Source organism: Winogradskyella sp. 3972H.M.0a.05 (assembly GCF_040493455.1).
Classification (GTDB): Bacteria; Bacteroidota; Bacteroidia; order Flavobacteriales; family Flavobacteriaceae; genus Microcosmobacter.
This window is the reverse complement of the sequence record NZ_JANFDA010000013.1, coordinates 10,877-27,594: the sequence shown is the minus strand read 5'-3', so window position 1 is coordinate 27,594 and position 16,718 is coordinate 10,877. Positions and strand designations below refer to the sequence as shown.

Annotated in this window: 12 protein-coding genes; all 12 read left to right on the top strand. The window is 34.3% G+C overall.

The genetic code is table 11. The annotated features are described in order from the left end of the window. Nucleotides 1–355 precede the first annotated feature (355 nt). The 12 genes from NCE97_RS15815 (at nucleotide 356) to NCE97_RS15760 (ending at nucleotide 16,716) form a co-directional block, all read left to right on the top strand. A complete protein-coding gene (locus NCE97_RS15815; protein WP_353780261.1) occupies nucleotides 356–784 on the top strand; it encodes a type IV pilin protein in 429 nt (142 codons plus the stop codon). Then, the gene (locus tag NCE97_RS15810) at nucleotides 784–1,269 is read left to right on the top strand and encodes a hypothetical protein (RefSeq protein WP_353780260.1); all 486 of its coding nucleotides are present in this window, start codon (nucleotides 784–786) and stop codon (nucleotides 1,267–1,269) included. Before NCE97_RS15815 ends, NCE97_RS15810 begins: the two co-directional genes overlap by 1 nt. Continuing rightward, the gene (locus tag NCE97_RS15805; protein ID WP_353780259.1) at nucleotides 1,269–2,681 is read left to right on the top strand and encodes a GspE/PulE family protein; all 1,413 of its coding nucleotides are present in this window, start codon (nucleotides 1,269–1,271) and stop codon (nucleotides 2,679–2,681) included. Before NCE97_RS15810 ends, NCE97_RS15805 begins: the two co-directional genes overlap by 1 nt. Nucleotides 2,682–2,684: 3 nt before the next feature. Beyond that, nucleotides 2,685–4,601, top strand: a complete 1,917-nt coding sequence (locus NCE97_RS15800) for a type II secretion system protein GspD (protein ID WP_353780258.1) — start codon at nucleotides 2,685–2,687, stop codon at nucleotides 4,599–4,601. Nucleotides 4,602–4,608: 7 nt separating this feature from the next. Next, nucleotides 4,609–5,787 carry a PilN family protein gene (locus NCE97_RS15795; protein ID WP_353780257.1) on the top strand — a complete coding sequence of 393 codons (1,179 nt, stop codon included), beginning with the start codon at nucleotides 4,609–4,611 and terminating at the stop codon, nucleotides 5,785–5,787. Beyond that, nucleotides 5,787–6,311 (top strand): hypothetical protein, encoded by a 525-nt coding sequence (locus tag NCE97_RS15790; protein ID WP_353780256.1) that lies wholly within the window; start codon nucleotides 5,787–5,789, stop codon nucleotides 6,309–6,311. Before NCE97_RS15795 ends, NCE97_RS15790 begins: the two co-directional genes overlap by 1 nt. Next, on the top strand, nucleotides 6,298–7,257 hold the full coding sequence (locus NCE97_RS15785; RefSeq protein ID WP_353780255.1) for a hypothetical protein: 960 nt from the start codon (nucleotides 6,298–6,300) through the stop codon (nucleotides 7,255–7,257). The genes NCE97_RS15790 and NCE97_RS15785 overlap by 14 nt, the downstream gene beginning before the upstream one ends. A 65-nt stretch (nucleotides 7,258–7,322) precedes the next feature. Then, nucleotides 7,323–7,754: a hypothetical protein gene (locus NCE97_RS15780; RefSeq protein ID WP_353780254.1), complete on the top strand. Its 432-nt coding sequence runs from the start codon at nucleotides 7,323–7,325 to the stop codon at nucleotides 7,752–7,754. Further along, nucleotides 7,747–8,262, top strand: coding sequence for an OmpH/Skp family outer membrane protein (locus NCE97_RS15775; protein ID WP_353780253.1), 516 nt, complete (start codon nucleotides 7,747–7,749; stop codon nucleotides 8,260–8,262). Before NCE97_RS15780 ends, NCE97_RS15775 begins: the two co-directional genes overlap by 8 nt. 41 nt (nucleotides 8,263–8,303) lie before the next feature. Then, complete coding sequence (locus NCE97_RS15770) at nucleotides 8,304–9,347, top strand: T9SS type A sorting domain-containing protein (RefSeq protein ID WP_353780252.1); 1,044 nt, start codon at nucleotides 8,304–8,306, stop codon at nucleotides 9,345–9,347. Between the two features lie 151 nt (nucleotides 9,348–9,498). Beyond that, nucleotides 9,499–10,086 carry a hypothetical protein gene (locus NCE97_RS15765; protein ID WP_353780251.1) on the top strand — a complete coding sequence of 196 codons (588 nt, stop codon included), beginning with the start codon at nucleotides 9,499–9,501 and terminating at the stop codon, nucleotides 10,084–10,086. 12 nt (nucleotides 10,087–10,098) lie between these two features. Continuing rightward, complete coding sequence (locus tag NCE97_RS15760) at nucleotides 10,099–16,716, top strand: hypothetical protein (protein ID WP_353780250.1); 6,618 nt, start codon at nucleotides 10,099–10,101, stop codon at nucleotides 16,714–16,716. The last annotated feature ends 2 nt before the right edge of the window (nucleotides 16,717–16,718 follow it).

Here is a 16,718-nt window from a genome sequence, read left to right as displayed (position 1 = left end):
CCTTCGCCCTTAATCTCATCATCTTTTTCCTGTCCCTGGAAGCCGTAACGGTAGCCATCAGTGGCGCCGTGGCGCTTGGGGATTAGCATCCCAAATGGATAGTAGTACAATATCTGAAAGATCAATATATATAAGAACTTTGAGTGTTAACAACAACTCGTTTTTTTACCATAATCGGTAATTTTAGCGTCTTTTTTTAGTGCTTTTTTATGCAAAAAATCACCTTATAAATATAATGAAAATTAAGAGCGGGAAACCCTATTGTTAATATATAGATAAGTCTTGCTCTTTTGTTTTTATTTTAAATTCAAAATAATATATTTGTTTGGTTAAGCCGCAATATAAATTATTGATTATGAAAGATACAAATGCAATAAAAAAAGTAAGGAAAAATCATTTGAAGGCATACTCAATGTCTGAAATTTTAGTTGTGCTTTGTATCATAGGAATTTTGATATACTTAGTGGTTCCAAATCAAACTTCAATTGTTACATCTGCCAAATCTATAGAGGCACAAAACGCCCTAAGCATGATTCACGGGTTAGAAAAGAGTCATTTTTATAGGCACTCGAGATATACTTCGGATTTTGAAGAACTAGGTTTTGAACCTTCACTTACTATTGACAAAGGTGGTAGAGCAGTATATAAGATAGAAATTATTGAAGCTTCTCTCAATGGGTTTAAGGCTGTTGCTACATCTCTTCAAGATTTTGACGGCGATGGTAATTACAATACCTGGACGATTGACCAAGATAGAATGTTGAAAGAGACTGTAAAAGATTAGTGAAGCAAGAAATTCTAGTAGTTGTATTAATCCTAGTACTTATAATAACCTTGTATCAGGATGTTAAGCAGAGGAGTATCCATATTTTATTACCTGTAGCTAGTTTGTTGTGCTGTTTAGGGATTAACTTTTCGAGCACAGATTTAGAATTCAAAGATTTTTTCCAGAATCTACTTTTTATAGCTGTCAATATTTTTGGCCTTATCTTATATTATTCAATAAAGAATAAAACCTTTGTAAATCCTATCGATTCCATGATTGGGCTTGGAGACTTTTTGTTTTTAGTTTCAGTAGCACCTTTATTTAAATTAAAATCGTTTATTTTGTTCTTTATTGCTGGGTTGATTTTCTCTCTTGTTTTACATCTCCTCATCAATATCAAAATAAAATCCAAGACTGTTCCCCTTGCAGGCTATTTATCGGTGTTTTTGATTGTAGATATTATCCTTTCAAAAGTGTCCAACTATAGTATTGTCAATATATAATGCAAACGGGGTTCAAAGATCATATAGAATTAAGTATTAAGATGCAGCAAAGCATCAATTCTAATATTGCAAATCATTATGCAATAATCCCTAAAGTTGTAAACGAAAATAGTTTTGAGTTTTATATAGATGAATCTAGGCAGAACGATATCAACGTTATCGAGCAAGAGCTTAAGCTCTTGTTGAATAAAGAAGTTTCCTTAGACCCTTTAGATTCTAATATTCTAAATAGGACACTCTCTATTTATTACAGAAAGCAAGATTCCAATAAGTCCACTTCTGTAAATTACAGTAATAATTTTTTAGAGAACCTCATTTTTGAAGCCAAGAATATTGGAGCTAGTGATATACATATAGAGATCTTTGATGATGAAGCAAGAGTGAGACTTAGAATTGATGGTAAGCTCATTGAAAAGAATCATATTAAGAAGGAGAATTATTTAGAATTGGTAAATCAAATAAAGATTAAATCCAATTTAGATATTACCGAAAAACGTTTACCTCAAGATGGACGTATTGAATACGACGATTTTGACATTAGAGTTTCAATATTGCCAACCCATCATGGAGAGAAAGTAGTAATGAGGATTCTTGGAAGGGATGCTTCACAACTAGATATAAACGATCTTGGTTTTGATGATGATGGATTGTTAAATTATTTGGAGGCTGTAAAGCAAGCCAATGGTATTGTCTTAATTAGTGGGCCAACAGGTTCTGGAAAAACGACAACACTCTACGCCACATTAAAAACCTTAAATAATATCAATAGGAACATTGTAACTGTTGAAGATCCTATTGAGTATACCTTAAAAGGAATTAATCAGGTACAATTAAAGGAAAATATTGGTTTAACGTTCACTTCAGCGCTTCGCTCTTTTCTAAGACAAGACCCTGATATTATTATGCTTGGAGAGATTAGAGATGCGGAAACAGCTCAAATGGCTATCCGAGCTTCTCTTACGGGACACCTAGTATTATCTACCATACATACTAATTCGGCTACAGGCACCATAGCTAGACTTATAGATATGAATATTCCTAGTTTCTTAATTGCTGAAACTATAAATATCTCAGTAGCACAACGATTGTTGAGGCTATTATGCCCACATTGTAAAACTGAAACTGAATTTGACCCAAAAGATTTGCCAATGTCTTTCGAAGCAAAAGTTTTGCCTAAAAAACAATTCGAGCCAAAAGGATGTGAGCATTGCTACTTTACTGGTTACAAGGGAAGAAGGGCTATATATGAAATTCTGCCTATAAGTTCTGAAGTAGCAAATGCAATCAAAGAAAACACATTAGAAGAACAAGATTTTACTAAAGACCAGAAATTGTCTGATAAAGCTTTTAATCTATTTATTAATGGACTTACTTCCCTGGAAGAAGTTTACCCAATCTTAATTAACTCATAATATATGCAAAAGAAGGTCATAGTTCTGTTTATTTTAAGCTGCTTTTTTAAGCTTGGATATGCGCAATCCAACTTAGAAATATTCCAAAATAAACTTGAAGAACTTTCCCAATCAAAGAAAGAGTTGAACGAGAGCATTAGAATTGATCTTACTGGATTACCTCTATATGATTTTATTACTACTGTTGCTGAAGAATACCAAATAAATGTAAGCGTAGATAGAGACCTCAATGATATAGTAACTAGCAACTTCTTTGATGTAAATGTAAAAGAAGTGTTTATGTTTTTAATAAAAAAGCACAACTTGGATGTAGAAGTCGTTGGTAATATTATGGTTTTCAGGAAGAAAGAAGAAGAGCCAAAAAAGGAGGTTGCTGTTACTCTAAAACCAATTGATATAACGTATAACAATCAAAACAATTTTTTATCTGTAAAACTAAAAAATGACTCTTTACCCAGAGTAGCAGAAGCAATTACGAATGCATCCAATAAAAATGTAATCCTTTCCCCAGATATAAAAGGACAAAAAGTTTCTGCCTATATACTCAACAGACCCTTTGACCAAGTCATGGAAATGTTAGCAAAGTCCAATAGCATGGTGCTTACTAAGGATGAAAATGATAATTACTTTCTTGAAAAGAATAATGCCCCACCAGAAGTAACAACTACAAACAATGCGAGAAATCGTAGAAATAGAAACAATTCCAAAGCGTCTGCAAATGAAGAAGGAAGCTATGAAGTGGGTGTCGATGCTCAAGGCTTTTTGGATATCAAATCATTTGAAGGTGATGCTACTGCATTAATTACTGAAGCAGCAGAAAAGTTGGGCATTAGCTTTTTTATGTATAACACACCAGATGGTATTAATACGACATTGATTGCAAAAGGATTAACTTTTGATGATTTATTGGATCATTTATTTAAAGGCGAAATATATACCTACAAGAAAGTTGATGACCTTTATTTAATAGGAGAACACACAACAGAAGGCTTAAGAAGTACGGAATTGGTTCAATTGGAAAATAGGACGATAGAAACAGTTTTAACATCACTGCCGACAGCACTTACTCAAAATCTTGAAATAAAAGAATTTGTTGAATTAAATGGTTTTGTTGTTTCTGGCTCTAAGATTCAGATTGATGAGTTTAAAGACTTTATTCATCAAATAGACAGAGTTGTTCCCGTAGTGCAAATTGAAGTAATTATAGTCCAGTATCAAAAAGGTTATGAAATTCAAACGGGATTGCAAGCAGGTATAGATAGTCAACAACGCACCACATCTGGTGTATTGTTTCCGACCTCTGATGTCTCCTTAAATTCGACTTCAGTCAATAACTTAATAGACGCTTTTAACGGATTAGGTTTTATAAACTTAGGTAAAGTCACGGAGAATTTTTATCTCAATCTCCAGGCTTTAGAAAACAATTCTATAATAAAGCTCTCTTCAACACCAAAGCTAGTAACGCTAAATGGACATGAAGCCAATTCTACAATTGGCGAGACCAGTTACTATTTTGAGCAAAGCAATCAATTAATTGCAAGAGGAATCAATGATAACATTCTGCAATCTGGAACCTGGAAATCAACGGAAGCAAATCTTAGCATTACCATAAATCCTACGGTTTCTAAAGATGAAAACGTGACTTTGGATATTGCAGTTGAAAGAAGTTCATTCTTGGGAAGAGCTGGTGAAAATGCGCCTCCGGGTAAAGCAACCCAACAATTTCAATCTTTAATAAGAGTAAAGAACAATGAAATGATTCTACTTGGAGGGCTAGATGAATTAGAAAACGAGAATTCAGGAACTGGAACGCCATTCTTTTCTAGAATTCCTATTATAAAATGGTTTTTTAGTAGTAGAAAAAAGAGAAAAGAGAAATCAAAGCTTCACATTTTTATAAAGCCAACCGTAACCTACTAGAAGGTCAATGGAGTTATCCTATAAAGACATACTAAACACCAAATCCAGATTTTACTGTATCGGTATTTATATACATGATTTTGGAGAAAAACTTCAGCTTTTAGAAATCTCTATTAAGAATGACGATGTTAATATAGAAGACCGTTTTGAAACTGAATCTTTGGACGAATTATTAGGTCATGCAAAGAAAGAATATCCTATACTGTTGCATATTAGCGGTTCTGGTATTCTGAGCAAGAGGCTAGATTCCAATACGTCTTATAGAAATGAGATTCTCTTTAATGCAGATGTAGAAGATTTTCATTTTTTTGAATACAAACAAGAAGATGATGTTTATATCTCTGTGATAAGAAAAGAGCTTCTGTCTAGTTATATCGAAAAGATTAATGACAAGGATAAATTCGTTGTAGATGTATCTATTGGTCCATTCGTACTGAAGACCATTAATACCATTTTCCCAGATACAATGGTGGTTAAGACTCCATTTTATGAATTGTCTTTCAAAGGGAATTTAATTGATTCTTTCAATCAACATAGCAACTCTAGTGTTAATACAGTTATAAATGACGAACAATTTAATGAACAAGAGTTACCATTATTTGCATCATTTCTAGAATATAAATTTGACAGCAATCTATTAGATTTTGATACTACGTTTCTCAACAAGAATAAAGAAGAACAAAAGTTTAAGAACTGGTTTAAGTCTCTAGGTGCTGGGATGTTATTCTTTTATTTAGCATCACTTTTTGTGGGACATTTTGTTCTCGATTCGTATACTAAAAAATTGGCAGAGAAAGAGTCTCAATATGCAGTGTCCCAACAGACTCTAGCAACACTTTCTGCAATGCGAGCCGAAAAAGAATTGAAAGAGAAAATCCTGTTTACCAGTGGACTCAATAATACAGATTATGTAGCCAAGTTTGTGCTAGACATCTGCAATTCTATACCTAATGCCATAGAGTTGAATACTCTAGAAGTCTTTCCGCTTATAAGGAAGGCTAGAGATAATGAAAAACTCAATTTAGATATTGATCATATTTTAATTGAAGGAGAATCGGACAATGACACCGATTTCAATATTTGGTTAACGGAATTAAAACATTTGGAATGGATTAAAAAGGTGGAATTGGATTACCACCAAGAATTAAAAAGCGATAATTTATTTAGTTTGAAATTAAGTATCTAGTGTTTAAGCAATTTACATATAAGCAAAAGTTCTTTGGAGTTGTTATAGCTTCTATTTTATTGGGGTTGGCTATATATAAAAAGACTTATAAACACATTTTTGATATAAGAAGCGAATTACGTGTAGAAAACAGCAAGGTTGTAGATGCTAATCTATCTCATAATGAAATGATTTATCTTAAGAATGAGCTTAATTATTTAGACGATATCATTGGAGGTAGTAAAACAAATCCCGAAACGGTTCAGCAAAAAATACTAAACTTTATTACTGGTCCGAGCCACAATGTAAATGTCGTGACATTTCAGAATCCTCATGTATTTGAGGACAATGAGTTTTTTATTCACTCCAACACCTTAGAACTTACTGGAAATTATGAAGATTTACTTAAACTGTTATACAAGCTGGAAAAAGACTTCAAAGATTCTAGAGTTTCTCAAACTAAGTTCTACACAAAAACAAACTATAGAACAAGAACAAAGACATTATATCTAAAAATAATATTTCAAAATTATGAAAAGGCTTAAAAATTGTGCTATTCTTATACTTTCTTGTGTAATATTTACATCTTGTGATGATGTATTTGAAGAAGATATTACAGGAGACATAGTTCAAATAATATCACCTACAAGCGGTCAGGTTATTCAAGGAAATACCGTTGTGTTTTCTTGGCAAGAGTTAGATGGCGCTGATGATTATAGGATTCAGGTTATTAACGATGCCCAACTAAATGTTGTAGACTCTTTAGTAACTAATATTACAAGTATTGATTTTATTCTAGATCCCGGTAATTATAATTGGCGTATTAAAGGCGAAAACTTTGCCTATGAGACACAATACAACTTCCCTGTAAGTTTTTCTGTAGAAGCCTCGGATGATCTTACTAATCAAAGTGTCTCTCTGTTGACACCAACTGAAGGGTTTTATACCAATGACCCAAATATTATTTTCACATGGAATGCTATTTCAACAGCAGAAGATTATACAGTTGAGATTATAAAAAATCTTAATGGCTTGCAAACTGTGTTACAACAACAAGGCATTACCAATGAAAATCTAGCAGTCAATGCTTCTGTTTTTGATGAAGATGCAGAATATATGTGGAAAGTTAAAGCAGTGAATTCTACATCAGAAACACCGTTTTCCGAGCGCTCTTTATTTGTAGATCGAGTTCAACCCAACCAACCTGCACTAAATACTCCTTTAGACAATGAGCTTTTAGATGACGTTACGGTAACGTTCAACTGGGTAAATGGTTTAGATACTGGAAACATTCAATCGGAAATTTCTAATACCATCGAAATTTCCACTGATATCAATTTTTCAACAATTATACATACTGATACCACTACGAACAACACATATCAATACACTTTTGATGCTAGCGGTATTTATTATTGGAGAGTAAAAGCGGTAGATTTGGCCCAGAATGAAAGTGACTTTAGTATATCCAGAACTTTAGAGATTCAGTAGTGCAAAAGCGGTATTTAAATAGTGTATTAATAGTACTCCTCATAATCATTTGGGGCGCATTGATTGTGAAGTTATTTAAAAACAATACTGCAAAAAACGAACTCAATGATTTGCCAGAAGTTGCCATAGATTACCAAGCCAAGGACATAAACAAGAAAAACGATTTCTCTCTAGATATTGAAGTTTTTAATCCTTTTGGGGCATCGTCTAAACGTAATAAAAAGAAAAGCGCCAATACTACTAAATCAAATGGAAATACTAATACCGTAAAAATGAAATCCAACAATACGGTTTCCTGGCCAGCCATTAGGTATTACGGATTTGTAAGAAGTGGTAATAACAACAATAGATTGGTGCTTCTTAAGGTCAATAATCAGTTACATAGAAAAAGAGAACAAGAACGTATAGATGATATTTTAATCACTAAAGCTTATAGCGATTCCATCATACTTATACTAAACAAAGAAAAGAAAACCATACCTAGACAACATGACTAAACTAAAACACTTACCTATACTAAACTTCATTTTACTTCTAGCAATAGTCGTATTTATAATGTTTAAGCTTTTGGGTGATACTAATAAAGAACACATTGTTTTTGTAGATAACATTAAACTCTACAATGAGTTCAATATGACAAAAGAAATTAACGCTACTGAACAGCAAAAAATCAATACTCAAAAAAAAGCATTAGAAGATCTTTACAAAAGTCTTAGGAGTATTGAAGACAAAGAAAGTACAGAAGCACAAAAGCTGCGATCTCAGATAGAAACCCTTAATGAATCCATGCAACGCTTACAGGCTAATTATAGTACAAACCTCCGAAATCAAATATGGAAACGACTGAATAGCTATATTAAAGAATATGGCGAAGACGAAGGCTTGGAGATTATTTTGGGAACCAGTGGAGAAGGTACCATTATGTATGCCAAAGAAGCTAAAGACATCACCAATACTGTAATTAACTATGTCAATCATCGATTTGAAGGAAAAAAACGCAATTAATTTCTTTATTTCGTTAATTTTGAATCACTTATACTTATGTTATGACAAAAAAACTACTCTTATTTGCCGTTCTATTTAACCTAGTTCTAAGTGCCAATGCACAAGTTGAACAAGTCGTCTATAGTTATCCTGAAGTAGACTTTATATTTATGGACGGGACTACACTATATTACTCCAATTCAGACGAAGAAATTAGATATATAGACATTACACAAGAAGATCCTACAAGCATTTTATTCAATTCCACGTTAGATGGTCCTGCTGGTTTTGAAAAAAAGGATGGGTTTTTGTACGTAGCAGAGTTCTTTTTTGGCAGGATCATGAAATTTGATTTGAGTGAAACCAACCCTTCACCCATTTTTGTTACTAGTGCTGGCTCTTCACCGAACAATCTAAAGTTTGTAGGCGATAAATTATATTATACTGATAATAATGGAGATCAAGTTTTGAGCTATGATTTGAGTGATGAAATTAATCCAGTTCAAGATTTGGGGTATGTGAATAACTGCGTAGGTATAGATTATAAGGATGGCTATCTTTATGTTTCAACGGGTAATCAGGGTGGTATACAAAGGTTAGATTTATCAGATACCAATGCAGAATGGGAAGAAATTATCTCTGGACTAGGTTGGATTTTAGGGATAGAGTTTTTAGGAGATGAGCTGTATATAGCAAGTGTATCTGGCGATAGTGTAATTAAAGTTGATATTACTGCAAATCCATTGGTTGCAGTGGAAGTTGTTGGAGGGTTGGATAATCCGAACGATATCGCTTTCGATGGTGACATTATGTATATCGCAGAAGATAATTTTATTTCTAGAGTAGATTTATCAACATTAAGTATTGGTGAATTCAATCCAATCAATCCAATATCAATTGTTCCAAATCCAGCTCAAGATGTGATATCCATTTCTAATGTCAGAGAAAATACAGATTATGAAATTTTTGACATTAGAGGACGAAGTCTCAAAAAAGGGCAAGTTTTCCCTAACTCTAATTCAGTTGATGTTTCTACCCTTTCAAAAGGACATTATATCATTAGCCTGAACAATGGATTTGTAACTAAAAAGCTTATTAAAAATTGACCATTTTTAAAACTAAAAAATTTGAATGTTATGTTAAGATTAAATAGTAAAATAATTTAACGAAAATTCTTGCAAGGCATCATTTTTTTTATACCTTAGCCTATAATTGCTAATTTCCCCTTTTGATTTTTTAATTCTGAACTTTTAGTTTATGACCAAGAATGCTTTGCATTTACTTTTTGGGGTGGTTTTGTTGTTTTCTTTTTCATGCAAAAAAGATATAACTGATTATAAATCAGAGGATTACAAATTTTATAATTTTCAGCAGCAAGGCTGGAAATCCAAGCGTATCACCCAAAGTATTGGCCAGCTAAACTACTCAGCCACAGAAGTTCCAATACAGTATTACATCTTAAAAAGCCTCAATAATGTCCCAGAACAGGTCGATTCTCTGGCGTCAGTAAATTCACATGAACGAATTGTTGAAATCGAGTTTCAGCACGAGGAAAAATCAGATTTGCTACAGGAAGAATTCACTAGTAAGAATTACGAAGAATCTGTAAAGTATATGTCTTTTGAAATTACAGAAGATTTTTCTGTGGTGACATCATCAAATGACACCATAAAATGCTCTGGAGTACATTTTGAGCGCAATTTTAAAGTAGCACCTTTTAAACGATTGTTACTTTATTTTAACGATATCAATCCAAACGATAATATAAAATTAATCTACCATGACCAACTCTTTGGGAATGGGGTTATTAAATTCGACTTTCAAGAAACACCATTAAAATTATAATATCAACCAATTATGATTCACAGTATCAGAACCAGTAAGTTTTCAAAGATTATTGCAAGTTATTTGGCACTTCAATTGATCGTAACCACTGTACAACCTTCAAACTTGTTTGCATTAACAGGTGGGCCATCCCAACCAGAGTTCAATGCGTTTACACCTATTGGTACCTCGGACATGGTAAACCTATCTTCGGGGGATTTCAATTATAACATCCCAATTATGGACGTAGGTGGTTATCCATTGAACTTGTCCTATGATTCAGGAATCACCATGGATCAAGAAGCATCATGGGTAGGACTGGGCTGGAACCTCAATGTTGGTCAAATCAACCGACAAGTGAGGGGAATCCCCGATGATTTCAATGGTGATGAGATAACTTACGAGAACAATCTTAAGGACAATAGAACTGTGGGTGCCAACGTAATGTTCCACCCAGCAATCTTTGGTGTAGATATTCCAGTGAATATTGGAACAGGACTTGGTGTTAACTACAACAATTACACAGGATGGTCTTATAGTGGTTCTACAGGTGTAAGTTTTAACATGTCAGATAATGTAACTGTGGGCATGAATTTAAGTAACTCTAGCGACAGTGGTGTAACGCTTTCTCCTAGCTTAAGTTTGAATACTAACAAGTTTGGTAAAAATCTTTATAGGCTTGGAGCGAATATTGGAACATCATTCAACTCCAGAGAAGGATTAACCTCTTTGAGTGTTACACCTTCCCTATCTAGAGGCTGGAACAATAAAGGCGGAATTGTAGGAAATAGAGCTGTATCACTTAGGCAAGGTGGAACAGCTACAAAGTCATTTATGCCAACCACCTATACACCAATAAAAAGAAATGCATTAATCAATAAAACACTATCGGGTAATGGTGCATTAGGATTTGAAGTTTTTGGAGCGGAAGCACAATTGGAATTATATGTATATGCCTCTGAGCAATCTTTAAAAAATAAGGTTGATGTAGAAAAAGCTTTTGGATACAACTTTACCGATAATGCCACTAAGAATGATATTCTTGACTTTAATAGAGAAAATGATCGTGTTATTACCAAACATGTTAATGTGCTTCCTGTAACTAACTATACCTACGATTTATACTCAATTAATGGACAAGGTATTTCAGGAATGTATCAACCTCATAGAAGTCAGGTAGGATATGTACACGATAAATATGTCAAAGATAACAGTCATGATGGGTTTTTAGGTATTGAAATAGGTGGAGGAAATCTAATTCATAATTCAATTGAATTTAGATATTCACCTTCAAATTCTTCTACCGGATTGTGGTCTGATGGGAATAATGCCAGACAAAATTTTATTCAGGAAACCAACAATTCCGAAGACTATGAAAAGGTATTTTATAAGTCTATTGGTGAGCTCAATGTGGATAATGAAATTAATCTTCTGGAAAACGCTCTTGGTGGTGAAGAACCAATTGAAATTGCATTAGAAGGAAATGATCTCAGTAAAAAGACAACTGCAAATAGATATTTAAAAGGCACTGATGAGGCAATGTCCGTTGTACAGTTTGCACCTGCAAATGCACCTGCATCATCTAGTAAAATCAATCGCAAGGAACGTTTAGTGAGAAATACTAGCATACAGACAATCACTAGGGATCAAGTTGATGAATATTATGGTGACGATTATAGTAATTATATCCCAGAAAATCGTCCTTCAATACACCCTGCTGCCAAAGGGCATCACAATTTTGAAACTCGTATCCTACAACCAGATGGGAGTACCTATGTGTTTGGCCAACCTGCTTATAATACAACCAAGCAAGAAGTTACATTTAATGCCACAGGGAATAACTCAGCAGGGGCAGACGCTAGTCAAGAACTAGTTAGTTACGATGGTAGTGATAATACATCAAGCAATAACAAAGGAAGGGATAACTACTTTAACAAAGTAAGCACACCTGGCTATGCGCATAGTTATTTATTATCTCAGGTGTTATCATCAGATTATGAAGACCTTACAGGTAACGGCCCAACAGATGATGACTTAGGAAGCTATACAAAGTTTCATTATAATAATTATGGTACCGATACGAACCCTTATAAATGGAGAGTACCATTCGAAGCCAATACTGCAACTTCTAATAAAGGATTGAACTCGCTTCAACAAGATGATATGGGTAACTATATCTATGGGGAAAAAGAACTCTTTTATGTCAATAAAATTGAAACTAAAACGCATGTTGCCATTTTTGACCTCAATGTGCGTAATGATGGTTATGGCGTTAATGGAGAAAATGGAGGTTTGTCTACAAGCTCTAAAATGTATCAGATCAATACCATCTCATTGTACAGCAAACCAGAATATGTAAAACTAGAGCAAGGTGATACAAGTATTACACCTATAAAGGTTGCGCATTTTGAGTATGATTACTCATTATGCGAAGGGGTTCCAAATAATAACAACGCAGCCGCCGATGATGATAATGAAATAGAGAATCAGGGCGGAAAACTTACCTTGAAAAAAGTATACTTTACATACCGTGGCTCTAATATGGGGAAATATACTCCTTATGTGTTTAATTATGATGGTTTAAATCCAAATTACCATATCAAGGGATACAATCTTTGGGGTAATTATAAAGACCCTTCTGGATCTGGGTTTAACTCTAGCGATGAACCAACAACAGCAGAGTTTCCTTATGTAGACCAAAGCAATCGACAAGCCGAAGATGAGAATGCTGCGGCTTGGACCATGACCTCAATTAATTTGCCTTCTGGTGGTAAACTGGAAATGACTTATGAGGCTGATGACTATGCTTTTGTACAAGACAAAGGTGCAATGCAAATGTTCAAAGTAAGAGGTGTTGGAGTTTCTGAAAATATAACTTCTGGAATGAATAATGCCAATAAAGATTTACTATATGATTCTGGACAAGACAAAAGATATCTTTATGTAGAATTGCCAAATGAATCTACTCAATCTCCACCATCAGTTGCAGAATTTGAAGAGAACTATCTATCTGAAATTAAAAACAGTCATATCTTTTTTAAGTTCTTGCTCAATATGGATTCATCAAAAAGCTATGCTTACGATTTTGTTTCAGGATATTTTAATATAGATCACAACCCAGCAACAAGACCATTTAATGTAGCAGTGCATAATGGAAAAGTATATGCCGCAATTCCAATCGGTTTAGTAAAAAAGAACAAAAGTGGTTATGATGAGAATGGAGAAAACCCAATAACAAAAGCTGGATGGTATTTTGGAAGACAACATCTAAATAGAATAGTCTATGGACAAAATGAGGTGAATGGGAGTTTTAATATTATGCAATTGGCACAAACCATAGGCAATCAAATAGGAAATGCATTTTCTGTTTTTCAAGGGCCTCATAACCAGTTAAAGCAAGATAGAGTAGCCCAAAAATTTAGCACTACAAAATCCTGGATACGATTACAGAATCCAAACGAATCCAAGATTGGTGGTGGTCTAAGAGTATCCAAGATTGAGATGTTTGATGAATGGGATAAAATGACTGGTAATGAAAACACCAACAGTGACTTATATAAAATGTCTTATGGACAGGAATATAATTATACCAACTTGGATGGCACCTCTTCTGGTGTTGCCGCTTTTGAACCTCAAGGTAGTAAAGAAAACCCTTTTGTAGAACCATTCTATGATGATGAAGATAGTGACAGGATACTTGCGCCAAGGGATCAAAACTATATCGAAAAACCTTTTGGAATGTCTTTTTTCCCAGCGCCAAAAGTAACCTATAGTAGAGTTGCTGTTCAAAACCTTAACAGAGGAACTTACAACAATGGTTCAATTGTATTAGAAATAGGAAACAATGGGACTGGTCGAGTCATCAACGAATTTTATACCTCAAGGGATTTCCCAACAATAGCCAAGCATACAACACTTGGAGATCCTAATGAACTTTTGTTTCCACCAGAAGAGATTTCATTGATTACTTCATTATTCGGATTAAATTTTGTGACTAAGAAACGTCTTTCAATGTCACAAGGCTTTACGGTTATCACAAATGACATGGATGGCAAACAGAAGAGTCAGCAAGTCTATACGGAATCTGCTCTGCCTCAAGATGCTCCAATCTCAAAAGTAGAGTACCACTATAATGTTGATGAAAACGGACAATTGTATAACAAGGTTCCTGTCATTGATCATGAAGGTAAAGTCACTGAAAGTACAGTAGGTTTAGATTTTAATGTCATTAATGATTTTAGAAGAGCATCTAGTAGTCTAGAGACTTATGGAGTAGATTTAAACACAGCACTAGTGCTTTATCCAGCTCCTCCTCCAGTTTTTATAATTCCTGTATGGACGACGACTCCAATACCACAATTAGCATTTCACGATACTGATTTGAGGACTGTAACTACTACAAAGGTTATTCATAAAACAGGATTTTTAGTAGAGAAAAAAGCTTTTGATCTTGGTGCAGAAGTCACAACAAAGAACTTAGCATGGGATGCACAGACAGGTCAAGTACTTCTGACAGAAACTCAAAATGAATACTTAGATAAGTATTATAATTTCAGCTATCCTGCGTATTGGCATTATAAAGGAATGTCAGCAGCATCAAATAATCTAGGTATTGAATTAGACCTTAGTTCAGCTACAAATAATATTTACAATTATACCAATGCAACTAACTTCTTATACGAAGGTGATGAAGTATATAATTCCACATTTGGTAAAGGCTGGATTACAAACCTGAACGGGAATAATTTCTCCATAATTGATGAAAACGGGTTATATGTAACCGATTCTGGAAAGATTAAAATTATTCGCTCTGGGTACAGGAATCTTCAAAGTGCAAGCATGGCAAGTGTTACCATGATGCAAAACCCAATAGACCAAAACAATGATGGTGTTTATAGTAACATTACCGAGACTACATTCGATGCTGCACAATGGGATGATAAATACATCATCAATGCTTCCGCTGTAAAGTATCATGAAGAATGGCCTTATCCATGTGATTGTGAATTGCCTGAGATTGCATACGAGCCGACAGGAGAGATAATCTATCAGCATGAAGGCACAGAAGCATTTAACCCATATCTATATAATGTTAAAGGTGACTGGAGAGCCGAAGAATCCTTTGCATATCTTACTGGAAGATACAATGATGATGATTATGATAACACTAGTCAAGGATATAATCCTCGCCAAGCAGGGTTCTTTAAGACCTACACACCTTATTATAGATTAGACAATCAGAACAATTGGATTATTGACGAAAATAATTGGACATCAGCTTCCGAAGTTACCTTATATAGCCCTTATGGTGTTGAATTAGAAAACAAAGATGCTCTAGATAGATATTCTTCAGCGCAATACGGATACAATTATAATTTCCCAGTGGCAGTAGCATCGAATAGTCAATACAGAGAAATTGGTTTTGATAGCTTTGAAGAAGAGCGACCAAAAAACTGTAATTCTGGACACTTTTTCTACCCTGTAGTCAATGGTGTGTCAAGTATAGAAACTACAGAAGCACATACAGGAAATCAAAGTTTAAGGATGGAGGCAGGTAGTGCTCAAGGTTTAGAAATTTCTGATGTTCTCATAAAAACAATCAATGCCAATTGTGTCACTGAAGAAGTTAATGTGTTGTTTATGGATTTGGTGAACAAATTATTTGCAATGAACCATAGTGGTAGCATTCCAGCTACTCAGTGCTTTACAATACCAGAACTAGATGATCTAGCCAATTATATTCAATTGCCAGATCCAAATGGAGCAACTACTCCTCAGATATGTAATTTTCAGGCAAGTTCTGGCGGTGGTAATATCACAAATATGGCATTTTCATTTACAGCAAATAATTTGCAACCTACTGTAGATATGCCTTATGAAACCAGTGAATTTGACGGTTTTTATGATGTCGCTTTCACTTTGGCTCCTAATGGTTCACAAGGGCATCCAAAAGTAGTGGCAGTAAGTCATAATCTTGGAAATGATGTTAATGACTTTGTAGAAGGTGATGTAGTTACGTATAGCCTGCCAAATGGTAACAACTATGACATCACTGCTAGAGGTGCATACTATAGATATATCGATTTCCTTGGCGATGAAAGTTGTAACAACTGTACTTCATTTAGTCCTTTGATGGGAGAAAAATACGTAGTTTCCGCTTGGGTAAAAGAAGATATTACTGTTAATGGTAGCACTCCAGAAGACCTCTTAGAAGCCCAACCTTTATCTTATGATAATCAAGCTGTTGAAGTCAGGTTTAGGGACATTAACTATCAGTTGGTTGGTTCTGAATTTGTGTTCCAACCCAAAGGTGAAATCATTGACGGATGGCAACGTATTTTTGGCGAGTTTTCTATACCTCAAAATGGAAGTATTGCTTTTATACATGTAACATTGGCAAATGCCAATCAAAGTTCAGGTAATGATTCTTTCTTTGATGATCTCAGAATCCATCCGTATAACGGTAGTATGAAATCCTTTGTCTACGATAATGAAAACTACCGCTTATTGAGTGAATTAGATGAAAACAATTATGCGACCTTCTATGAGTATGATAACGAGGGTGGATTGGTGCGAGTCAAAAAAGAGACAGAGCGTGGTATTATGACTATTCAAGAAACTAGATCTGGTAACGCAATTACAAGCAATTAATC